General features: G+C 60.0%; 23 protein-coding genes. 14 read left to right on the top strand and 9 right to left on the bottom strand.

Annotation, left to right across the window (positions count from 1 at the left end; translation table 11 throughout):
* Nucleotides 1-8: 8 nt before the first annotated feature.
* On the bottom strand, nt 9-947 hold the full coding sequence (locus KJF94_RS14450) for a GlxA family transcriptional regulator (protein ID WP_214384467.1): 939 nt from the start codon (nt 945-947) through the stop codon (nt 9-11).
* A gap of 123 nt (nt 948-1,070) precedes the next feature.
* Between KJF94_RS14450 and KJF94_RS14445 the strand changes: the two genes are divergently transcribed.
* A complete protein-coding gene (locus tag KJF94_RS14445) occupies nt 1,071-1,862 on the top strand; it encodes an SDR family NAD(P)-dependent oxidoreductase (protein WP_214384465.1) in 792 nt (263 codons plus the stop codon).
* Nucleotides 1,863-1,964: 102 nt separating this feature from the next.
* Nucleotides 1,965-2,882, top strand: coding sequence for a pyridoxal-phosphate dependent enzyme (locus KJF94_RS14440; protein ID WP_214384463.1), 918 nt, complete (start codon nt 1,965-1,967; stop codon nt 2,880-2,882).
* 69 nt (nt 2,883-2,951) lie between these two features.
* Here KJF94_RS14440 and KJF94_RS14435 read toward each other — a convergent pair whose 3' ends face one another.
* A complete protein-coding gene (locus tag KJF94_RS14435; protein ID WP_214384461.1) occupies nt 2,952-3,269 on the bottom strand; it encodes a DUF2388 domain-containing protein in 318 nt (105 codons plus the stop codon).
* Between the two features lie 326 nt (nt 3,270-3,595).
* On the opposite strand from KJF94_RS14435, the gene KJF94_RS14430 reads away from it, so the two are divergent.
* Nucleotides 3,596-4,384, top strand: a complete 789-nt coding sequence (locus KJF94_RS14430; RefSeq protein ID WP_214384459.1) for an SDR family oxidoreductase — start codon at nt 3,596-3,598, stop codon at nt 4,382-4,384.
* An 82-nt stretch (nt 4,385-4,466) separates the two neighbouring features.
* The gene (locus KJF94_RS14425; RefSeq protein ID WP_214384457.1) at nt 4,467-5,060 is read left to right on the top strand and encodes a DinB family protein; all 594 of its coding nucleotides are present in this window, start codon (nt 4,467-4,469) and stop codon (nt 5,058-5,060) included.
* On the opposite strand, the gene KJF94_RS14420 is transcribed toward KJF94_RS14425, so the two are convergent.
* Complete coding sequence (locus KJF94_RS14420; RefSeq protein WP_214384455.1) at nt 4,981-5,901, bottom strand: LysR substrate-binding domain-containing protein; 921 nt, start codon at nt 5,899-5,901, stop codon at nt 4,981-4,983. The two genes, KJF94_RS14425 and KJF94_RS14420, sit on opposite strands and share 80 nt — an antisense overlap.
* Nucleotides 5,902-6,135: 234 nt before the next feature.
* Nucleotides 6,136-7,044, bottom strand: a complete 909-nt coding sequence (locus KJF94_RS14415) for a LysR substrate-binding domain-containing protein (RefSeq protein WP_214384453.1) — start codon at nt 7,042-7,044, stop codon at nt 6,136-6,138.
* 117 nt (nt 7,045-7,161) lie between these two features.
* On the opposite strand from KJF94_RS14415, the gene KJF94_RS14410 reads away from it, so the two are divergent.
* From KJF94_RS14410 to KJF94_RS14400, 3 genes are read left to right on the top strand one after another with little or no spacing between them, the layout of a single operon-like run.
* Complete coding sequence (locus KJF94_RS14410; RefSeq protein ID WP_214384451.1) at nt 7,162-8,178, top strand: aldo/keto reductase; 1,017 nt, start codon at nt 7,162-7,164, stop codon at nt 8,176-8,178.
* A gap of 2 nt (nt 8,179-8,180) precedes the next feature.
* Nucleotides 8,181-8,978 (top strand): SDR family NAD(P)-dependent oxidoreductase, encoded by a 798-nt coding sequence (locus KJF94_RS14405; protein WP_214384449.1) that lies wholly within the window; start codon nt 8,181-8,183, stop codon nt 8,976-8,978.
* A gap of 26 nt (nt 8,979-9,004) precedes the next feature.
* Nucleotides 9,005-9,415 carry an SRPBCC family protein gene (locus tag KJF94_RS14400; RefSeq protein WP_214384447.1) on the top strand — a complete coding sequence of 137 codons (411 nt, stop codon included), beginning with the start codon at nt 9,005-9,007 and terminating at the stop codon, nt 9,413-9,415.
* 141 nt (nt 9,416-9,556) lie between these two features.
* On the opposite strand, the gene KJF94_RS14395 is transcribed toward KJF94_RS14400, so the two are convergent.
* Nucleotides 9,557-10,951, bottom strand: a complete 1,395-nt coding sequence (locus KJF94_RS14395) for a sensor histidine kinase (protein WP_214384445.1) — start codon at nt 10,949-10,951, stop codon at nt 9,557-9,559.
* On the bottom strand, nt 10,929-11,612 hold the full coding sequence (locus tag KJF94_RS14390; RefSeq protein WP_095055782.1) for a response regulator transcription factor: 684 nt from the start codon (nt 11,610-11,612) through the stop codon (nt 10,929-10,931). Before KJF94_RS14390 ends, KJF94_RS14395 begins: the two co-directional genes overlap by 23 nt.
* A gap of 173 nt (nt 11,613-11,785) precedes the next feature.
* Between KJF94_RS14390 and KJF94_RS30220 the strand changes: the two genes are divergently transcribed.
* Together KJF94_RS30220 and KJF94_RS14385 are read left to right on the top strand one after the other, a co-directional pair.
* Complete coding sequence (locus tag KJF94_RS30220) at nt 11,786-12,094, top strand: YdcA family protein (RefSeq protein WP_250548314.1); 309 nt, start codon at nt 11,786-11,788, stop codon at nt 12,092-12,094.
* Nucleotides 12,095-12,280: 186 nt separating this feature from the next.
* The gene (locus tag KJF94_RS14385) at nt 12,281-13,213 is read left to right on the top strand and encodes a hypothetical protein (RefSeq protein ID WP_214384443.1); all 933 of its coding nucleotides are present in this window, start codon (nt 12,281-12,283) and stop codon (nt 13,211-13,213) included.
* A 284-nt stretch (nt 13,214-13,497) separates the two neighbouring features.
* Here KJF94_RS14385 and KJF94_RS14380 read toward each other — a convergent pair whose 3' ends face one another.
* A complete protein-coding gene (locus tag KJF94_RS14380; protein WP_214384441.1) occupies nt 13,498-14,109 on the bottom strand; it encodes a glutathione S-transferase family protein in 612 nt (203 codons plus the stop codon).
* A 404-nt stretch (nt 14,110-14,513) separates the two neighbouring features.
* Between KJF94_RS14380 and KJF94_RS14375 the strand changes: the two genes are divergently transcribed.
* From KJF94_RS14375 to KJF94_RS14365, 3 genes are all read left to right on the top strand, one after another.
* Nucleotides 14,514-14,918 (top strand): TraR/DksA family transcriptional regulator, encoded by a 405-nt coding sequence (locus KJF94_RS14375; RefSeq protein ID WP_007907888.1) that lies wholly within the window; start codon nt 14,514-14,516, stop codon nt 14,916-14,918.
* Nucleotides 14,919-15,050: 132 nt separating this feature from the next.
* Nucleotides 15,051-16,721: a methyl-accepting chemotaxis protein gene (locus KJF94_RS14370; RefSeq protein WP_431768151.1), complete on the top strand. Its 1,671-nt coding sequence runs from the start codon at nt 15,051-15,053 to the stop codon at nt 16,719-16,721.
* Nucleotides 16,722-17,698: 977 nt separating this feature from the next.
* Nucleotides 17,699-17,902 (top strand): hypothetical protein, encoded by a 204-nt coding sequence (locus KJF94_RS14365; RefSeq protein WP_214384437.1) that lies wholly within the window; start codon nt 17,699-17,701, stop codon nt 17,900-17,902.
* Here the strand turns inward: KJF94_RS14365 and KJF94_RS14360 are convergent, their stop codons facing one another.
* Entirely contained in the window at nt 17,903-18,142 is a 240-nt protein-coding gene (locus KJF94_RS14360; RefSeq protein ID WP_054052826.1) for a DUF2789 domain-containing protein, read from the bottom strand.
* A gap of 353 nt (nt 18,143-18,495) precedes the next feature.
* On the opposite strand from KJF94_RS14360, the gene KJF94_RS14355 reads away from it, so the two are divergent.
* Both KJF94_RS14355 and KJF94_RS14350 read left to right on the top strand, forming a co-directional pair.
* Complete coding sequence (locus tag KJF94_RS14355) at nt 18,496-19,128, top strand: hypothetical protein (RefSeq protein ID WP_214384435.1); 633 nt, start codon at nt 18,496-18,498, stop codon at nt 19,126-19,128.
* Entirely contained in the window at nt 19,121-19,699 is a 579-nt protein-coding gene (locus tag KJF94_RS14350; protein WP_214384433.1) for a hypothetical protein, read from the top strand. The genes KJF94_RS14355 and KJF94_RS14350 overlap by 8 nt, the downstream gene beginning before the upstream one ends.
* 178 nt (nt 19,700-19,877) lie before the next feature.
* Here KJF94_RS14350 and KJF94_RS14345 read toward each other — a convergent pair whose 3' ends face one another.
* Nucleotides 19,878-20,108, bottom strand: coding sequence for a hypothetical protein (locus tag KJF94_RS14345; protein WP_214384431.1), 231 nt, complete (start codon nt 20,106-20,108; stop codon nt 19,878-19,880).
* Nucleotides 20,109-20,247 lie beyond the last annotated feature (139 nt).

Here is a 20,247-nt window from a genome sequence, read left to right as displayed (position 1 = left end):
TCAACGCGTCAGGCAGAGCGGGCGTTGCGTCGAATCACCTGCGGCGGCTGCCCGAACGCCCGAAGAAACGCTTCACGCATACGCCGGCGATCACTGAAGCCGGCTTCGGTGGCGATCTGATCGAGGTTCAATCGTCCGCGCTCCAGCATCTGCCGTGCCGCTTCCAGGCGCAGGTTTTCAATGGCCTTGGCCGGCGACTGGCCGGTTTCAGCACGAAACGCCCGGCTGAACTGGCGCGGGCTCAGGCGCGCCACGTCTGCCAGTTGTTCCACCGACAACGCCTCGGTGAGGTGTTCCCGGGCGTAGCCGAGTACGGTCTGGATGCGGTCGGATTTCGGCTCCAGTTCCAGCAGCGCCGAGTGCTGGGACTGACCGCCCGCACGCCGGTGGTACATCACCAGTTTTTGCGCCACGGAGCGGGCGAGTTCGGGGCCGTGATCCTTTTCGACCATCGCCAGCGCCAGGTCGATACCGGCCGTCATCCCGGCTGAAGTCCAGATCGGGCCGTCAATCACGTAAATGCGGTCCTCTTCGACCTTGATCGCCGGAAACCGCGCTTGCAGCTCCCGTGCATAAGCCCAGTGCGTGGTCGCCCGCCGTCCCTCGAGCAAACCGGCCTGGGCCAGGACGAACGCCCCGGAGCAAATCGACGCCGTGCGCCGCGCTGTTTTAACGCTGGCGCGCAGGTAATCCAGCACACCCTCGGGCGCCTGTTCGAGGATGGCATCGCCGCCGACCACGATCACCGTATCGAATACCCGCTCATCGAACGCCTGAGTGCCGACACTCAAACCACCGGAAGCACGCAAGGTGAGGCCGTCCTCTGACAGTACGCTGACTTCGTAAAGCGCTTCGTCGGCGCTGAAGTTGGCGTACTCGAACACCGGCATGGCTGCCAGCGCCATGGACTGAAAACCCTCAAACACCACAAACGCCACGGAAGTCATCGATAGGCCCTCAAAAGGACATGTCCTAAAAGCGTACTTTAAACGTCATTTGAGACGAAGGTCAGTCAATTTATAACTGTCACACCCGGCGAATACTTCGCCTCACTGTGAAGGACACTGAACATGGCTCTCTCATCCAAAGGCACCGCCCTGATCACGGGCGCCTCTTCCGGCATCGGCGCGGTCTATGCCGATCGTCTCGCGCGTCAGGGTTACGACCTGATTCTGGTCGCCCGCAGCCAGGCCAAAATGAACGCCCTGGCCAATCACCTGAGCAACGAAACCGGTCGAGCCGTAGAAGTCGTCGCTGCCGATTTGAAAGACAAGGCCGATCTGCGCCGGGTCGAAGGGATTCTGCGCACCGATGCCAGCATCACCTTGCTGGTCAACAACGCCGGGGTCGGCGCCGTCATGCCGTTGCTGGGGAGCCCGGTGGATGACATGGAGGACATGATTACCCTGAATGTCACCGCACTGACGCGTTTGGCCTACGCGGTGGCGCCCGGGTTCGTCGCGCGTGGCAACGGCACCGTGATCAACATCTCCTCGATCGTGGCGATTGCACCGGAGATTCTTAATGGCGTGTACGGCGGGACCAAAGCGTTCGTTCTGGGGCTGAGCCAATCCATGCACCATGAACTGGCCGATAAAGGCGTCCGCATTCAGGCCGTACTGCCTGGCGCCACCGCCACCGATTTCTGGAGCGAGGCCGGCAACCCGGTGGAAAACCTGCCGCAGGAAATCGTCATGACCGCCGAGGACATGGTCGATGCCGCGCTGGCAGGGCTGGCGAATGGAGAGGTAGTGACTATTCCGGGCCTGCACGACAGCTTGCAATGGGACCGTTACGAAGCCCAGCGCAAAACCCTGTCGGGTCTGTTCGGCAACTCCGCGGCGGCACCGCGTTATCGCTGAAACGGCAAGCTCGGGCCAGGGTGATCTAAGCTTGGATAAGGACCGCTCGACACCGACTCGTTGAACCACTCGACAAGTCGGTGCGCGCCCGAGGAGTCCAACATGCTTCACATCAGAACCCCCCTGATTTTGCACCCGGGCTTGTCGACTCCCACTCGGCGAATCTGGCTCAAGCTGGAAAACCTGCAACCCAGTGGCTCGTTCAAACTGCGTGGCATGGGGCTGTTGTGCAGCCAGGCAAAGGCCGAGGGCAAGCGCAGGGTGGTCTGTCCTTCTGGGGGCAACGCCGGTTTCGCCACCGCTGTCGCGGCGGCCAGCCTGGGGTTGCAAGCCTGCATCGTGGTGCCGCACACCACCCCGGAAAGCACTCGCGCGAGGATTCGCAAAACCGGTGCCGAAGTGATCGTTCACGGCAAGGTCTGGGACGACGCCAATCAGCGGGCGAAGGAGCTTTCACAAGGGGCGGACACCGAATACGTGCCGGCCTTCGATCATCCGGTGTTATGGGAAGGGCACAGCACGATGATCGATGAAATTCTCGAGGACTGTCCTCAAGTCGATACGCTGGTGACGTCAGTAGGAGGCGGTGGTTTGCTGGCCGGCCTTCTCACGGGATTGATTCGGCATGGCCGCATGGATTGCCGCATCGTCGCCTGCGAAACCGCGGGAGCGGCGTCTTTTTCGGCCGCGATCAAGGCCGGGCATCCCGTCAGGCTTTCGCGCATCGACACCGTGGCCACCTCCCTCGGCGCGGCTCAAGTGGCGGCGTGGCCGGTTCAGCACATTCTCGATTTCCCTCACCAATGCGTGGTGCTCGGCGATGACGACGCGATCATGGGCGTGGTGCGTTACGCCAACGATTTGCGTCAGCTGGTTGAACCGGCGTGCGGTGTTTCGTTGGCCATCGGCTATCTGGACCACCCGGCAATTGCCGATGCCCATGACGTGGTGATCGTGGTGTGCGGTGGCGTTAGCATCAGCGCACAACTCGTTGCCGGATGGGCGCGTTCCGCAAAGTAGACGCAAAGCGAAGCAGGGCTGCAAACGCCTGTCCAGGTGTCACAAGCCCCACCGCGACTGTTTCAGCCTTCATTGTCCGGCAGCGGCGCCGTCCTGAACGAGAATGGCTCTGGCCAGGTCTTCGTCGCTGGCGTTCAGTCCAGGATTGTCCTGGCGGATCTGCTTCATGACCGATTCCAGATACACGCCACGAATCGCACCGCCACTGGCCACGAAGCTGGAGGCGTCATCCCGGGCGGGGATCATGAGTTTGTGATCCTTGAACGTCGAGTACAGCGAAGCGGAAACCCCGGCTGAGGTGGCCACATCGCCCGCATCCACTTTCGCGAAAGCCGAGCCGAAGGGTAAGCACAACACAAGGGAAGAGATGATGATCAGACGGCGCATGACGGTGTCCTCCGAAAGCGTGAAGCGTAAAGGAAGTACCTCATAATCTAGGATGCGCGGCGGTGGTCAGGAGTTCCTTGCGGCACAAACTATCACCTCAACCAGCAATTCCGGTGAAGCTCACATTCATGAAACCGCCATCGCCGGCAAGTCGGGCTCCTACAGGTTGTGCCCGTTGCGAGCGCTCATCTTTCGCCTGCGCGGTGCCCCTTGCACACTCGTGATAATCCGGAACAAATGATTTGCCGGGCTGGGCTGTTTCTCCTCGGTACCCACTCGGCGCACGGTGGTAACGTAAAGGCATTCGAACCGTCGGGAGCATCGTCATGGAATTGGGAATATCGGGGCGCTGGGCGATCGTCTGCGCCGCCAGCAAGGGTTTGGGGCTGGCCTGTGCGCGCGCCTTGGCGAAGGAGGGCGTCAACCTGGTGATCAACGCCCGCGGTAACGACACCTTGCAGGCTGCTGCCATTGAATTGCGCAGCCTGGCGCCGAGCATCGAAGTGCGTACGGTGGTCGGGGACATCAGCGAGCAAGCGGTTCGCAAGCAAGTATTGGCGGCTTGTCCGCAAGTGGACATCCTGATCAACAACGCGGGTGGCCCACCGCCGGGTGACTTCCGCGACTGGCAGCGCGAGGACTGGTTGAAGGCGCTGGATGCCAACATGCTCACGCCCATCGAGCTGATCAAGGCTTGTGTGGATGGCATGGCCGAACGCGGTTTCGGACGCGTCGTCAACATCACCTCCGGTGCGGTGAAGGCGCCGATCGATGTGCTCGGTCTGTCCAACGGCGCCCGCAGCGGCCTGACCGGTTTCATCGCCGGGCTCGCGCGTCAGTCGCGGCTGGCGGGGAACAACGTCACGATCAACAATTTGCTGCCCGGCCCGTTCGAGACCGAGCGCCTGCACAAAACCCTGAGTGCTGCCGCCGAGGCCAATGGTGCCAGCGTCGAGCAAATCAGCGCGCAGCGGCGCAAAAACGTGCCGGCCCAGCGCTTTGGCCTGCCCGATGAGTTCGGCGCCTATTGCGCATTTATCTGCAGCGCCCACGCTGGTTTCCTTACAGGGCAAAACCTGTTGCTGGACGGCGGTAGTTACCCCGGCACGTTTTGATCGACCGATGATCAGCGTTTGAGCTGCCACGCGTCACGAGGGCTATGCTTTTCAGTGCGCCCATCGCAATGGGAGACCTCCGATGATCAACGTACGCACAGCCCGCATGCTGGCCGATTACAAACGCTGGGCCAATCAGCGCCTCTTCGATAGCCTGGCGGATTTGCCGGCGGGCGAGGTCAACAAAACGCGGGTCTCGGTGTTCAAGAACATGATCGGTACCCTGAACCACATCTACGTGGTGGACTGCATCTGGCAGGCTCACCTCGAAGGCCGGGGGCACGGCTTCAAGACCTCGCACGATCTGCTGCATCCCGACCTTGCTGACCTGCGCATGGCGCAAAAGGACATCGATCATTGGTACTGCAACTGGAGCGACCGGCAAACAGAGGCATCGCTGGATAAACCTGTCGAGTTCACGTTTGTCTCAGGTGAAAGCGGCACCATGAGCGCCGGCGCGATGCTGCTGCACGTGGTCAATCACGCCAGTTATCACCGTGGCTGGGTGATCCAGATGTACTTCGATATTCCTGCCATGCCGCCGATGACGGACTTGCCGATTTTCCTGCGCGAGACCGATCCGGGCTTCAACTCGGTCAATGCCCCGGCAGTGGCGCCGACATGTGTTGGGCAATTCGCGAGCGCAACCAACGTTCTGCCGGATCGTTATCGTTGACCCCGTTCCACACCATCGACAGCTCGGACAGGTTGATGTCAAACGGCGGGTCGTCGGCACGCAACTGGCTGCTGCCTTCGATCAGCGCACACGCGGCATAGTCCGGCACCGTGGCGAGCATGTCGGTGCCGGTCAGCAGGGCGCGCAACCCGGCGAACTGCGGCACCGCCAGCACCACGCGGCGTGAGCGGCCAATGCGCGCCAGGTCGTTGTCGATAGCGCCGGTCAGGTCCCCGGAAAACGACACCAGCGCATGCGGCCGGTCACAGTAATCATCCAGCGTCAGGGTGCCGGGACGGTTGTCGCCGCGCAGGATTTTCACGCTCAGGTCGCGCAGTTTCTTGCGCTTGGCGTTGGCCGGCAGTTCCGTGGTGTAGCTGATCCCGACGGAAATCTCGCCGCTGGCGAGCATCGACGACATCAGCAGGAAATTCACCCGCCGCACGACGACCACAATGTTCTGCGCCTCTTCGCGGATCTGCTTGAGCAGCGGCGGAAACAGGCCGAACTCGGCGTCGTCGGACAGACCGATGCGGAACACGTCGCGGCTGGTGGCCGGGTCGAAATCCTTCGCCCGGCTGACCGCGCCGGAAATGGTGTCCATCGCCGGCTGCAGTTCCTTGAGTATCTGCAGCGCCCGTTGGGTCGGCTCCAGCACACGACCGTTGCGTACCAGCAGCGGGTCATCGAACAGGTCGCGCAACTTGGCCAGTGAAGCGCTGACGGCAGGCTGGCCGAGGAACAGCTTTTCCCCGGCCCGGGTCAGGTTCTTTTCGAACATCAGGGTTTCGAAAATCACCAACAGGTTCATGTCCACGCGGCGCAGGTCGTTGCGGTTCATGACGGGGCTACTCACAGGGCTTCGGGGTTTATTTAGTAAAGCAGCAAACCCTTGAGGTGGGAGCGCAGACCCTAGGGTGGCAAGATTTACTGTGGCGAGGGAGCTTGCTCCCGCTCGGCTGCGCAGCAGTCGTAAACCTGTGTGCGCGGTTTGTCAGGATTGACCACCGTCGCCTGTTTGGGGCCGCTTCGCGACCCAGCGGGAGCAAGCTCCCTCGCCACATTGGATCGTGGTTTAGCTGACGAGATCGGGGTCATCCGGCTCGGTCAACACCTTCCTGAACGTCTCCACCAACGGCCGTAAATTGATCCGGTGCCACGCCGCCCACAGCGGTGTGGTGAACGCAATCCACGGCACTTCCCGTAGCACCACACCCGGTGGTGCATTGCGGCTCAGGCCTTTCTGAATCATCGCGATCCCCAGCCCCGACGCCACCAGCCCCAATGCGGTGAAGGGTTCGGTCGCTTCCATGCGGATGTCCGGGGTGAAACCGGCTCGGATGCAGGCGCTGACGAAGTCTTCGCGGCTGGCGCAGTTCTGTCGGTGTTGCACGCCGATCCATTCCTGGTCGGCCAGGTCTGCAGGGCTCAATGTCGCTTGGTGGGCGAGAGGATGGTGCTCGGGCAGTGCCAGCAGCATCGGGTCGTCGAGCACCTGAAAACCCAGCAAGTCCGGATCGTCGGCGACGGGCGGTTCGCTGACCAGTGCGATATCGAGACTACGCTGTCGCAGGCCTTCGAGTTGTTCGGCGGAGCTGAGGTTGTACAGCGCGACGTGCACCTTCGGCCGGTCCACGCGAAGTACTCGCAGGGCATTCGGCAACACGCCGGCGTGCATGGCGTTTTCGATGTAGCCGATGCACAAACCGCCTTCTTCGCCGCGACCGAGGCGTTTGCCGAGGGATTCCAGGCGATTGGCGTGGGTCAGCAGGGCGCGGGTTTCGGCGAGGAAGGTCTGGCCGTCGCGGGTCAGGCGAATGCGTTGCTGGCTGCGCTCAAACAGGGTCAGGCCCAGGCGTTCCTCGAGTTGGGCGATTTGCCGGCTCAGGGGCGACTGGGAAATATGCAGGCGTTCGGCGGCGCGACCGACGTGTTCTTCCTCGGCGACGGCGACGAAGTAGCGCAATTGGCGGATGTCGATCATGTCAGACCTATAGGGACTCAAGTGCTGCGCATTATGTCTTGGACGGTCCGATCGTCGCAATCTACGATCTGCTCAACGGTCACTCAACTGACCTCTGAAACTGACGAGGATTGAATCATGAGCTTGAAAGACAAACTGCCCGGCACGCTGGGTTTCGGCACCGCCCCCTTGGGCAACATGTTCCGCGCCATCCCGGAAGAAGAAGCGATGGCCACCGTGCACGCCGCCTGGGATGCCGGCGTGCGTTATTTCGATACCGCGCCGTTTTACGGTTCGGGTCTGTCGGAAATTCGCCTCGGCGCCGCGCTGGCCCGGTACAACCGTGATGACTACGTACTGAGCAGCAAGGTCGGTCGGGTGATTCTCGACGAGGTTGAAGACACCGCTGCCCGTGATCTGGGCGAAAAGAGCGGCGTGTTCGAACACGGCCGCCCGAACAAGATCGTCAACGACTACAGCGCCGACGCGACCCTGCGTTCCATCGAAGACAGCCTCGAGCGCCTGCAAACCGATCGCCTGGACATCGTTTGGGTGCATGACATCGCGCAGGACTTCTACGGTGATCAATGGCTGGAGTACTTCAACCAGGCCCGCACCGGCGCTTTCAAGGTGCTGACCCGTTTGCGTGAAGAAGGCGTTATCAAGGGCTGGGGCCTGGGCGTGAACAAGGTCGAGCCGTGCGAGTTGACCCTTGATCTGACCGAGGCCCAACCGGACGGTTTTCTGCTGGCGGGCCGCTACACGCTGTTGGATCACGATCGTGCCCTGCAACGTTTGATGGACGCTGCCTTGGCGCAGAACGTCGAAATCGTCGTCGGTGGCCCTTACAGCTCGGGCATTCTGGCCGGCGGCGCGCACTTCGAATACCAGAAGGCCAGCCCGGCGATCATCAGTAAAGTCGAGCAGATCAAACGCATCGCCGCCGCTCACGGTGTCGACATCAAGGCCGCTGCGTTGCAGTTCTCCCTGGCGAATCCGGCCGTCGCGGCGGTGATTCCGGGGTCCAGCCGTCCGGACCGGATTGCTGAAGATGTGGCTGCGTTGTCGGCAGTCATTCCCGCTGCGTTCTGGCAAGCGATGCGCGAAGCGAAGCTGGTGTCTGAACGCGCTCCATTGCCTGTCACAGGAGTTTGAACATGAAGATCGATCTGACTGGAAAACTTGCCATCGTCAGCGGCAGCACCGCCGGCATTGGCCTGGGCATCAGCAAGGCACTGGCCGAGTCCGGCGCCACGGTGGTGGTGATCGGCCGCGAAACCGCCAAGGTCGAGCAAGCGCTGGCAAGCATTCGCCAGAGCGTGCCGGGCGCACAGTTGCGCGGCCTGACCGCAGACCTCGGCACTGCCGAAGGCGCCGAGCAATTGTTCGCCGCCGAGCCGCGCGCCGACATCCTGGTCAACAACCTCGGGATCTTCAACGAGGTGGATTTCTTCGACACGCCGGACAGCGAGTGGACGCGTTTCTACGAGGTCAACGTGATCTCCGGTGTGCGCCTGTCACGGCATTACGTGCCGGACATGGTCAAGCAGGGCTGGGGGCGGGTGATCTTCCTGTCCTCGGAATCCGGGATCGCGATTCCGGCCGACATGCTCAACTATGGCGTGACCAAAAGCGCCAACCTCGCGGTATCCCATGGCTTGGCGAAGCGGCTGGCGGGTACTGGCGTGACGGTCAACGCGATCCTGCCCGGCCCGACGTTGACCGATGGTCTTGAGCAGATGCTCAAGGACGCAACGGCCGAATCCGGGCGCAGTGTTCGGGAAGAAGCCGACGCCTTCGTGCGCAAGGCCCGGCCGACTTCGATCATCCAGCGCGTGGCGAATGTCGAGGAAGTCGCCAACCTGGTGGCGTACATCGCTTCGCCGCTGTCGTCGGCAACAACCGGCGCAGCCCTTCGAGTCGACGGCGGTGTCGTCGACAGCATGGCAATCTGAAGTTTTTTGATTGAGAGAGAAATTACATGGCAACTGCATCAGCGTTTATCGACATCCCGGCTTCGGCCGAGCAGGTCTGGCAATTGATCGGCGGCTTCAATTCGCTGCCGGACTGGCTGCCGTTCATTCCGAAAAGCGAGCTGAGCGAAGGCGGGCGTGTGCGCAGTCTGCAAACGGCGGATGGGGCGATGGTGGTTGAGCGGCTGGAAGCGTTTGATAACGCCGGGAAGACGTACAGCTACTCGATTTTGCAGGCGCCTTTTCCGGCGACTGATTACCTGGCGACGATTCGCGTTGAAGCCCAGGGGGAGGGCGCGCGGGTGACCTGGTCGGGTCGGTTTGCACCGGTTGGTGTGAGTGAGGAGGAGGTGACGGCGCTGTTTGCCGGCATCTACCAGGGTGGACTTGAGGCCCTCCGAGCCAACTACCCGACCTGACAAACACCACAAATCCCTTGTGGGAGCGAGACCGGCTTGCCGGCGATAGCGTCGTGTCAGACAACATCAATGTTGACTGGAAGGCAGCCATCGCGAGCAGGCTCGCTCCCACAGGTTTTGTGTCAGTTCAGGAAAACGGTGTCAGGTCTGGGCAATTAAACTCTGCCGGCAGTCGAGCACTAACTTCGCTCCACCCAACTCACTGGTATCCACTTCAAGCGAAAACCCATGCAGGCTGACAATCGCCGCGACGATCGACAGCCCCAGCCCGAACCCGCTTTGCTGATTGCCACCTTCGGCGCGATAGAAGCGCTGGAACACGGCTTCGCGTTCGGCCGCAGGAATGCCCGGTCCGGAGTCGAGTACTTCGATCCGCGTATGCCCACCCTCATTGACCCCGCGCAAAATCACCTCGCCGCCCGGCGGTGTGAATTTGATCGAATTGCTCAACAGGTTCGCCACGGCTTCGAACAACAGCGCGCGATCACCGTTCAGCGCCGGCAATGATTCGGGCAATTGCAGCTTGAAAACCAGCTCGTCTTCCTCCGCCAGGGGCAGATAAAAGTCGTGCAGTTCCTGCAGCAATGGCACCGGGTCGAGCTGCACAAAACCGGAGCGCCGCTGCCGGTCTTCCAGCTCGGAAATCCGCAGCAAACCGCGAAAGCGCGCCATCAGCGTGTCCGCTTCACTCAACACTGAATCCAGTTGCGCCGCTTCCGGGGAGCCTTCGCCCGCCTGTTGCTGCATACGGTACAACTGCGCCCGCAAGCGTGTCAGCGGCGTGCGCAAGTCGTGGGCAATGTTGTCGCACACACCCTTGACCTCGTTCATCAAGCGCTCGATGCGTTCGAGCATGGCGTTGACGATGGCGGCGAGCATGTCCAGTTCGTCGCGGCGATTGGACAGCGGCAAACGTCGTGTCAGGTCACCGGCGACAATCGCCTCGGCACTGGCCTGAATCCCGCGAATGCGCCGCAGCGGTCGACGGCGCAACAGGTGCCATCCGACGATGCCCGGCAAAATGGTCAGGGTTACGCCCCAGAACAGCGCGTGGAGGATGATCCGGGTCACGGCGAACAGCGAGCCGTTGTCGCGCACCAGTATCAGCCAGCGACCATCAAGCGTCTGGGTCGCCACCGCATCGCAACTGTCGCTGGGCAGGGTCGGGTCGTCGGATTCGGCGCAGTCGCTGAGCATGTGAATCCTGCCGTCCAGCGGCAAACCTGCAGGTATGTGCCGCAGGGCGCCGCTGAGGTAGTGATGCTCGGCATCGAACAGGCCGTAGGCGTCAATGCCGCGAATGTCGAAAGTCATGCTGACGGCGAGGGCGTCCACCAATTGTTCTCCGGAAAAGCGCGAGAACAAATGCTGGCGTTGCATCAGCGAGTGCTTGGCCAGGTTGTCCAGGTAGGCGGACACCTCGTAATACATGACCCCCATGAGAATCCCGCTCCAGAGCACGAACAGCGAACTGTAGAGCGCCAGCAAGCGGCTGCTGGAAGAACGCCAGCCTTTAGAGGGGTTCGGCAATGACATAACCCGAGCCTCGCACGGTCCGAATCAGGGGGACATTGCCGGGCGGGTCGATCTTCTTGCGCAGTCGGCCGATGTGCACGTCGATCAGGTTGGTGCCAGGGTCGAAGTGATAGCCCCAGACCTCTTCGAAAATCATCATCCGCGACAGAATCTGCCCGGTGTTGCGCATCAGGAATTCCAGCAATTTGTACTCGGTGGGCAGCAGCGTCAGCAGTTGACCGTCGCGGCTGGCTTCGTGGCTGATCAGGTTCAGTTCCAGGTCCGCCACCCGCAGCGTGGTGGCCTGGGCGGTCACAGTATTCTGGCGGCGCAGCAACACTTCGACCCGCGCGGCCATTTCATCGGTGGCAAACGGTTTGGTCAGGTAATCGTCACCACCGGCACGCAAACCGCGTACGCGCTCGTCGACATCGGAGAGGGCGCTGATCATCAGGATCGGCGTGGCCACGCCCATGGTCCGCAGTGTCGTAACAATCGCCAGGCCATCGAGCTCGGGCAGCATGCGGTCGAGGGTGATCAGGTCGTAGTTGCCGCTGACCGCGCGCTCAAGACCTTCGCGGCCATTGTCGACCCAATCCACGTCGAGGCCGTGGCTGCTCAATTCGGCGACGATTTCCCGGGCGGTCACGGCGTCGTCTTCGATGGTCAAGATGCGGGTCATAGGGCGGACCTGATAGTCAGTTCAAGGCAAGTGTGTGGGCATTCTGCCAAGAAATGCCGCCGACTTTTTAAATTAACTTTCATGTGGGTCATGGGACGTCATGATCGTTGATATCATATAGCCATAACTCTACAGGGAGCTGGACTGTGCGCGCTTTGATTCGCCGTGGCGGGATGCCGATTTTTGTGTTGTTGCTGTGTGTCATCAGCGGTAGTGCCTGGGCGGGTAACACGCCGTGTTCGGGAAAGAAGGGCGGTATTGATCGCTGTGACGGCGACCTGTTTCTGTGCAACGACGGCTCTATCAGCGCGTCGAAGAAAAGTTGTTCGTCTATTTATGGAGATTCAAGCCAGGCTCGCCCGCAAACCTTATTGAAGAGCGCCGATAGCTGTACGTGCGGCTCGGGCTCATTTTGCACGGGGCCACGAGGCGGGGTGTATTGCCTGACGCCAGGCGGTAACAAGAGCTACCGACGCAAGTAATAATGTCGCAATGCAGAAAACCCGCTGCAATGCGCTGTACCTTGCAAATTGCATGGAAATAAGAAGTTCAAATTTTATAAGTGTCTGAAATAACTCTATTTATTTAAAGTCGGCGACTGGCACGGTGACTGCAATTCCTCTTATGACGAGTTGTAACAACATCTTTCCTGCCTGGAGCGACACACAATGAATAGATCCTCTGATGGTTTCTATCCTGCCGCAGAAGAATCAAGCACGCTGTCGGGCGTTTCCTGGGGTGCGATTTTCGCCGGGGCCGCTGCTGCGGCGGCGTTGTCGTTGATCCTGGTACTGCTCGGTTTCGGCCTGGGTTTTTCGGCGGTTTCCCCATGGGCCAATGAAGGCGTCAGCGCCAAAGGCCTGGGCATTTCAACGATTATCTGGCTAGCCGCAACGCAAATCGTCGCTTCCGGGCTCGGTGGTTACATCGCCGGTCGCCTGCGGGTGAAGTGGGCGTATATGCATGGCGATGAAGTCTACTTCCGCGACACGGCCCACGGCTTCCTGGCCTGGTGCGTGGCGACACTGGTGACCGCGACGCTGGTCGTCGGCTCGGTCAGCAGCATCGTCAGCGGCGGGGTGCAAGCCGGTGCGAATGTTGTCGGTGGTGCCGCAAGTGCTGCGACCCAAGCGGCCGGAACCGCCGCCGGTAATACCAACAGCGACCAGTACGGCTATTTTGTCGATAGCCTGTTCCGCGACGATCGCCCGGCTGCCATCAGTGATGACGCTGCTCGCGGTACGGTGACCCGTATCTTCGTGCGCTCGCTAAGCAACGACGGTCAACTGGCCGCCGAAGACCGCACGTATCTGGCGCAACTGGTGGCTCAACGGACCAACCTCACGCAAGCGGACGCTGAACGTCGTGTCGATGAAGTCTATGCCCGCACCCAAAAAGCCGTTGCCGACGCGAAACTGGCCGCCCAACAAGCCGCTGACACCGCCGCCAAAGTCGCGGCATGGACGTCGCTGTGGATGTTCATCGCGCTGCTGATCGGTGCATTTTTCGCCAGCCTCGCCGCTACCTACGGCGGCCGTCGTCGGGACGCGGTGGTGTATCTGGAATCCGACGCTTATGTGGCCAATGTGCCTGTTCGTTAACCCTGGAGAATCGTCATGCGCTCATTACTGCTGTTCTTTCTCGGTGTACCGATCCCGATCATCATTCTGATCGCCCTGTTCATGCATTGATTGTCCGAGGCTGATGCCTCTGCCGCTTCTGCCTTGGGTAGAAGCGGCGTTTTTATGTGAGCTGGCGGCCAGTCAAGAATGAGGGCGACTATGAATACGCCTTCGCGAGCAGGCTCGCTCCCACAGTCGACCGCGTTCCCATTGTGGGAGCGAGCCTGCTCGCGAAGACGTCAAGTCAGGCGCAACAAATCCATCTACTCGATGGGCGTACTCACAAAATCATCAAGCCCTTCGGCATACGCCGTGAATGCACTGATCCGTGGAAACTGCTGATCATCCACCTGATCCGGCACCACCAGATTGGTGAAGCTCCAGGCCACCGCCAGCGCAATCCCGTCCTGATCGATCGAACCGTCAGTCTTCAGGGGTTGCATTTCCAACTCCCGCTCCAGCGCCGAATACGCCGCCGCCAATTGCCCTTCGACCCGTTCCACCCAAGGCTCAAACTGGATTTCCGCAGGCCGCAGGTTGCGTTCGTAATAAAGCTGTACGGACTTTTCGCACGCTGCCAGCGCCAGGCCGATCAAGCGTAACGAACGCAGACGCTGATCCAGCTCGCCGGGCATCAGGCTTTTACCCGGTGCGGCCAGCGCCTCCAGGTAATCGATGATCAATGTCGAGTCGATCAACACCTCGCCATCATCCAGCACAAGTGTCGGCGCCTTGACCACCGGGTTGATCTGCTGAAACTGCTCGAAGTGCCGAAACACCGAAACCGATTGGTGATCGAGGTCGATGCCCAGGCGTTTGGCAGTAATGGCGACCCGTCGCACGTAAGGCGAATCCAGCATGCCGATCAGTTTCATTGCACCGCTCCTTCAGATGGCCGTTTCGGGATGGGTAACCTTAGCCGAGGTTCCACGCGCTGCAAACGTGTTGCACCTGCGACTCATCAACTTGCAAATGCGGTCGATAACCCGTTCTGTCGCAGCCGTTTGTCTTCTATATACAGCCGCTCGATTGAATTTCTTGCTATAAACGCACTCCGATAACCACCGCAAAGGCTGCCATAGAGCACTTTCAAGGCTTTGTCGGACAAATTCGCTGACTTTTCAGTTGCTGGGGCCTCAAGTCGGCCTTAGACTGCCGCCCCTCGTAAATTGAGTGCCGGGTGGCGCTTGGAATAAACGGCGCCGTTCCGATGGCCAGACCAGGTCCGCCGGAACGCTCCCTAATTCGCCTTAATGCACGTTTTTTTATAGAGATATCAATGACAAAGGACAAGTTGCTGGCCATGCCGGCGGATGACTACATGAATGCCGAGCAACATGCTTTTTTCTCTGAGCTGTTGCAGAACATGAAAGTCGAAACCCATGAGCGCATCGAACAGAACCGCATCGCCATCGAGAGCCTGGACACCCCGGCCGATCCGGCTGACGCGGCGTCTGTCGAAGAAGAGCGCACCTGGCTGGTGAACGCGATCGATCGCGACCAGCGCATGCTGCCTCAGTTGGAACAGGCGCTGGAACGCATCAAGGAAGACAGCTTCGGCTGGTGCGACGACAGCGGCGAGGCCATTGGCCTGAAACGCCTGCTGATCAGCCCGACCACCAAGTACTGCATCGAAGCTCAAGAGCGTCACGAACAGATCGACAAGCACCAGCGTCAGGCCTGATTTCGTAGCGCCCCGCATCGCGGGCCAGCCTCACTCCTGAAGGAGCAAGGCTGGCCCGCGATGCTTTTTTTCGTCTGCGAAAAACCTTGGGCTCTTCTATTGATTTGCTGCAAGGCACACTACTAATGGACCATGGATAATGGCCTTGTAGTGGCGTTAAATGCGGATACAACAATTAGAAGTGCATGGGGTGAAGATATGACGCGGGACGGATCTCTGGTCGGGGCAGTGCCTGCACCCGTGCTTTTGTCGAAAAACCTTTGGCTGACGCCCACATTGCAAAGCATCTCCCTGATGCTCTTGCTGTGCGGCATGACGCTGGGCGGCTGGTCGCTTTACCTCGGCCTGCCGTTGGCCGTCCTGATTATCTGGCTGCCTCGGCTACGTTCCCGAGCCATCCCCGAAGAATCATCCGCCGACAGCTCCAGTGCCATCGCCGAGCTGACTCGCGATCTTTCCTACACCACCAGTCACAACGCACTGTCAGCCGCTGGCGTGGCCTATTCGGTCAAGCAGCTGGCGGACAAACTGCAATCACAACTCGGTGCCGCGGCACAGATTGTCAGTAACGCCGAAGTGATGATCGCCACCGAACACGCGACCTCGACACTCAGTCGAGCCGCCCTCAGTGCTGCCAGTGAAGCTCACCAGAGCAGCGCGGCAGGGCGCACGGAGTTGATCGAATCCATCAGTCGTATGCATCAACTCAGTCAGCGCGCCAACAACAGCCGTGAGCTGATCGAAGCCCTGAGCCTGCGCAGCGACGATATCCAGCGAGTCACGCTGGTGATCCAGTCCATCGCCAGCCAGACCAACCTGCTGGCGTTGAACGCGGCAATCGAAGCGGCGCGAGCCGGGGAGCATGGACGCGGGTTTGCGGTGGTGGCCGATGAGGTTCGTGGCCTGGCCGCACGTACAGCAACGGCGACCGGTGAAGTCGGCGAGATGGTCGCCGATATCCAGCAACGCACCGCGCAGGTGGTTGAGCAGATCCGTCAGCTTTCCAGCGACCTCGATATCGGCGTCGAACAGGTCGAGCACACGGGGCAGCACCTCGAAAACATTGCGCGCCTGGCGGCCGGCGTCGAAAGTCAGGTCGGTGAAATCGCCAAGGGTGCTGAGACCAACCGCGAGCAACTCGACAGTCTGTTTCACGCCATCGAGCAGATGCGCGGTGACCTGGCAATCAGCGACCAACAGACCCAGCGTCTGGCGCAAGCCGCCGTACAAATGGAAGGCCAGGCCGAAACCATCAGTGAGCGTCTCGCCGAAGTCGGACTGGATGACTATCACCAGCGGATTTATGACTTGGCTCGCGAAGGTGCAAGTCAGATTGCGGCGCGTTTCGAAGCGGATATCGACCAAGGCCTTGTCAGTCTTGATGATTTGTTTGATCGCAGTTATCAGGCCATTCCCAACACCAGTCCGGCGAAGTTTCAGACGCGTTTCGACCGTTACACCGATCAGGTTTTGCCGGCGATTCAGGAGCCATTGCTGCCGCGTCATGAAGGCCTGGTGTTCGCTATCGCCTGTACGCAGCAGGGGTATGTGCCGACCCATAACAAGGTTTTCAGCCAGCCGCTGACAGGGGATGTGCAGGTTGATACGTTGCAGAACCGTACGAAACGCAAGTTTGCCGACCGTACCGGGATTCGTTGTGGCAGCCATCAACAGGCTGTTCTGTTGCAGACCTATACGCGGGATACCGGTGAATTGATGCACGACCTTTCGGTGCCGATCATGCTCAAGGGGCGGCATTGGGGTGGTTTGCGGTTGGGGTATAAGCCGGAGAGTCCTCGCTGAGTTTCGCTTAGTTGTGCGGGTGGGGTTGGGGGCATATCCGTTTCTTCGGTAACGGCTGCTATTGGTTCCGCTCTTACAGCGGGTTACTTGGAGAAGCGCCAAGTAACCAAGCGCTTTTGCCCCTTTCGTTCGGCCCTTCGCTTAGGCTCAGGGTGCCCTCGCTCCGGCCCTGCTCCGTGGGCCCGCCGCCATCGGCCATCCATGGCCGGGGGCGACCACCGCCAATGCAACCGAGGCGGCCTACCGGCCGGCCTGTCGTTTGAAGCGTTCGCGTTCCCCTGTGGGAGCTGGCTTGCCAGCGATGGTCGTTAACGATGATGCGTGCTGTCTGAATGAATGCGGTGTCTGGACGTTCATCGCTGGCAAGCCAGCTCCCACAGGGAGTGTTGGCGGGCATGACATGGGTGTTCACCCCGATGATCCTGACGGACTTCAGGTCGGCTATCAGGCCGCCTCGCTTTGGCTGTTGATCTGGCTTTTGATCTTGATCTGCCCCGTCGGAAGGCCGAGCGCAGGTTCTGCGCAGTGGGCAACCCGGCAGGGATGCCGGATTAGCCGCCCCCGGCCATGGATGGCCGATGGCGGCGGGCCCACGGAGCAGGACCGGAGCGAGGGCATGCCGAGCCATAGCGAGGCACCGTACGTCAGGGGCGCAGGCGCTTGGTTACTTGGCGCTCTTCCAAGTAACCCGCCGTAAGGGCGGAACCAATAGCCGCCGTTACCGCAGGAATGGATATGTACACCAACAAAACCTACGCCGCCTGACACACCGCCATCGCTGGCAAGCCAGCTCCCACAGGGTACCGGGCTCATCCGCAAGACAGGTCGCCTGACACACCGCTTTCTCAAGCAATCTGCATCACGACATTGTTGCGGTTCTGGCAATTAATCTGTGCAACGCAGTCGCTGTATCCTCGCCGATGAACTCATTACCCTGCCTACATGATTAGGTAGCTAATGAAGTTCGAGAGGTCAGCATGCAAAGCAAAGTCGATATCGCCGTGATGATTGGCAGCGCTGTACCCGCCAGTTTGCGTGCGGTGGGGCAGAGTGTCTGCTGGGTCGTGTTGCTGAACGGCGAACGCCGGGGAACGGCATTCTCCAGTCGCGATGAAGCGCAAGAGTGCAGGGCTGCCTGGTTGGCGCAGTTAAGTGCCGAAGCACCCGACAGCCTGCATTGACTAGTGAACCTGATGCATACGCAGATTCAGGTCGTCGACCACCCGCGCCCAATCAGCGTCTTCACGCAATTGCTCTTTCAGGAAGCCAGCTTGTTGCGGTGTCCAGAATTCGGCATCGATGAGTTTTTTATCATCGGGCAGTGGGGAATGGCTGGCGATGAAATCATCGATGGCTTTCTCGCTGGAGTCCAGGCCGAGCTGGTCGAACAAGCCTTTCAAGTCGTGTGTCGGTGAGTCCATCTTCATCTCCTTGCAGTTAATCAGTCGCGAGCAGTGCGCAATCCACTGTGCGGTGGCTTTGCATCTGAGAGAACGGCGCGCCAAGAGTTCGATAGGGGTTTAGCAGCTTTCTCCGAATTCGCCACCAATGATGGCAATGGGCTATTGTCTGGTGGCATTTCAAGGATTACGATGCCGTCGCGTTTCTGGCGTTTCTGGCGTCACTGCGCCGCCAGTCAAAGAGTCCATACACGGATGTAGTCGACACTCGCTGCTCAGGTTTAACACCTTCCGGTGCTGATCCGTCCCATCCCTTGTGCGATTTTCTTTCGAGCCGACGCGACTCCGATCCCGCATGAATAAGGATGTAAGCAGTGAAGCGTCTAATGTATTTGATGGCCATCGCGCTTGGCCTGTCGCTGACCGGCTGTGTGTCTTTCACACCGCTGGGGCCTATCGGCGAACCCTTGAGCGCTGCGCCGTCCACCCTCGATCGTAGCGCCGAGATCAGCGATGTGGTGATTTCCGCTCCCGATCTGGACGATAAGGTGCGTACCGCCGGTAGCCGGCAGTTGACCGATCAGGTCAGCGCCTATGTCGATAAGAGCGACTATTTCAAGCGAATCGTGGTGTTCCCGGCGAAGGCCGGCGACGACGACGTGGTACTCAAGTTCAACCTGACCTCACTGGCTGGAAAGCGCACCATGCACCCGGCTTACATTCCTGGTGCGCTGGTTACGCTGACGATCTGGATCTGGGTCGACGGGCCGATCTACATCGACAAATACGACCTCGCCGGCGAACTGATCATCGAAGACCGCCAAGGCAAGCAATTGGCCAGGTCGGTCGAGCAGGTCAAGCTCGACAAGAATGTCGGCATGTGGAATGCCGATTACCTCAATCCTCGCCTTGGCGGTACTCAGTTGCGCGAACTGATCGCTCAATTGCTGGCCAGTGCCACCCCTCAACTGCGAACCCCGTCCAAGGAGCTGGCTGCACATGAATAAGTACCTTCTGACTTTGCTGCTGTTGGCCAGCAGCACCCTGACGGGTTGCATTTCCTACTCCCAGCATGAATTGCCGCCAGTCGAACAGTGGCCGCCAGCCCAGGCCAAACAGGACAAGCCCACGGCTTATCTGCATGTGACCACCCAAAGTCAGTTCAATGGCGAACTGTCGGGTGGCGTGGGTAATGCGGAGTTGGTGCAAAAGCACATTCTGGACACTTTCAAGGAGTCCGGGCAGTTCAAAAGCGTGACGACGGACAAGGTCGATTCGAGCCTGTACGTATCGAGTACCTTGACCAATAACGAGCAAGGGAATCTGGCCAGCGCCTGGCTGACCGGGTTCACGCTGTTTGTGATCCCGACGACGTTCAGCAACACGTTCACGCTGGAAACGGTGTTCAAGGATCAGGAAGGCAATGTGCTGGGCAAGATTGTCAAACAGGAGAGTACTCGCACTTGGTTGCAGGTCCTGCTGATTGTCGGTTTGCCGTTCAATGAACGGGGGGATGCGCTGCTCAAGCACCTGACCCAAAGCACGCTGGATGAAGCAATCAAACGCAAACTGATCTGATCTTGCCGAGAAACCGTGCAGCCTGTTCAAGGCTCGCACGCCGCAGGCACCTCTCGGGGCTGAGGTGCCTGTTCCAGGCGGGCATTGGCCCGGCACAACTTCGGTTGAAGTTGTTCAATCTGTTACTTCAATCGTTTAATGCGATTCTTCCTGCCCTCAGCGCGTCGGCGAGTCGTGCTCAAGCTTTCAACGCACCTTCATCGACGGCGAGCTTCAGGGCCTTGGCGGCTTCCTTGGCGGCGATTTCGGCGACGTCCGAGGTTTTGAACCAGCGATCCTTCTCGACCTGGTGATACGTCACCGTGGTCAGCGGCGGTTTGGCGCGCATGATAATGACGGCCTGGAATTCGCCTTCGACTTCTCTGGCTTCGCCCCGGATAAAAAATTCACCGATATCAAATTCCGTCACGTAGCAGCCTTCCCTTGGAAATATTCTGTTGTGTTGAACGCCGTCCGGCTTGGGAACGGGTTTCATTGGTTCGCCAGTATGGCAGTAGTTGCCTGCCGACGGCTGAGTTAACTCGTCGGCATGACGAAACGTCTATAGG

Origin of the sequence: Pseudomonas hormoni (genome assembly GCF_018502625.1) — a bacterium.
GTDB lineage: Bacteria > Pseudomonadota > Gammaproteobacteria > Pseudomonadales > Pseudomonadaceae > Aquipseudomonas > Aquipseudomonas hormoni.
The sequence above is the reverse complement of the archived record's forward strand: the minus strand, read 5'-3'. Positions and strand labels throughout refer to the sequence as shown.

Bases quoted from the DNA above. Each gene is read 5' to 3' on its own strand.
- KJF94_RS14450 (WP_214384467.1), bottom strand. From the start codon at position 947: ATGACTTCCGTGGCGTTTGTGGTGTTTGAGGGTTTTCAGTCCATGGCG.
- KJF94_RS14445 (WP_214384465.1), top strand. From the start codon at position 1,071: ATGGCTCTCTCATCCAAAGGCACCGCCCTGATCACGGGCGCCTCTTCC.
- KJF94_RS14440 (WP_214384463.1), top strand. From the start codon at position 1,965: ATGCTTCACATCAGAACCCCCCTGATTTTGCACCCGGGCTTGTCGACT.
- KJF94_RS14435 (WP_214384461.1), bottom strand. From the start codon at position 3,269: ATGCGCCGTCTGATCATCATCTCTTCCCTTGTGTTGTGCTTACCCTTC.
- KJF94_RS14430 (WP_214384459.1), top strand. From the start codon at position 3,596: ATGGAATTGGGAATATCGGGGCGCTGGGCGATCGTCTGCGCCGCCAGC.
- KJF94_RS14425 (WP_214384457.1), top strand. From the start codon at position 4,467: ATGATCAACGTACGCACAGCCCGCATGCTGGCCGATTACAAACGCTGG.
- KJF94_RS14420 (WP_214384455.1), bottom strand. From the start codon at position 5,901: ATGAACCGCAACGACCTGCGCCGCGTGGACATGAACCTGTTGGTGATT.
- KJF94_RS14415 (WP_214384453.1), bottom strand. From the start codon at position 7,044: ATGATCGACATCCGCCAATTGCGCTACTTCGTCGCCGTCGCCGAGGAA.
- KJF94_RS14410 (WP_214384451.1), top strand. From the start codon at position 7,162: ATGAGCTTGAAAGACAAACTGCCCGGCACGCTGGGTTTCGGCACCGCC.
- KJF94_RS14405 (WP_214384449.1), top strand. From the start codon at position 8,181: ATGAAGATCGATCTGACTGGAAAACTTGCCATCGTCAGCGGCAGCACC.
- KJF94_RS14400 (WP_214384447.1), top strand. From the start codon at position 9,005: ATGGCAACTGCATCAGCGTTTATCGACATCCCGGCTTCGGCCGAGCAG.
- KJF94_RS14395 (WP_214384445.1), bottom strand. From the start codon at position 10,951: ATGTCATTGCCGAACCCCTCTAAAGGCTGGCGTTCTTCCAGCAGCCGC.
- KJF94_RS14390 (WP_095055782.1), bottom strand. From the start codon at position 11,612: ATGACCCGCATCTTGACCATCGAAGACGACGCCGTGACCGCCCGGGAA.
- KJF94_RS30220 (WP_250548314.1), top strand. From the start codon at position 11,786: ATGCCGATTTTTGTGTTGTTGCTGTGTGTCATCAGCGGTAGTGCCTGG.
- KJF94_RS14385 (WP_214384443.1), top strand. From the start codon at position 12,281: ATGAATAGATCCTCTGATGGTTTCTATCCTGCCGCAGAAGAATCAAGC.
- KJF94_RS14380 (WP_214384441.1), bottom strand. From the start codon at position 14,109: ATGAAACTGATCGGCATGCTGGATTCGCCTTACGTGCGACGGGTCGCC.
- KJF94_RS14375 (WP_007907888.1), top strand. From the start codon at position 14,514: ATGACAAAGGACAAGTTGCTGGCCATGCCGGCGGATGACTACATGAAT.
- KJF94_RS14370 (WP_431768151.1), top strand. From the start codon at position 15,051: ATGGATAATGGCCTTGTAGTGGCGTTAAATGCGGATACAACAATTAGA.
- KJF94_RS14365 (WP_214384437.1), top strand. From the start codon at position 17,699: ATGCAAAGCAAAGTCGATATCGCCGTGATGATTGGCAGCGCTGTACCC.
- KJF94_RS14360 (WP_054052826.1), bottom strand. From the start codon at position 18,142: ATGGACTCACCGACACACGACTTGAAAGGCTTGTTCGACCAGCTCGGC.
- KJF94_RS14350 (WP_214384433.1), top strand. From the start codon at position 19,121: ATGAATAAGTACCTTCTGACTTTGCTGCTGTTGGCCAGCAGCACCCTG.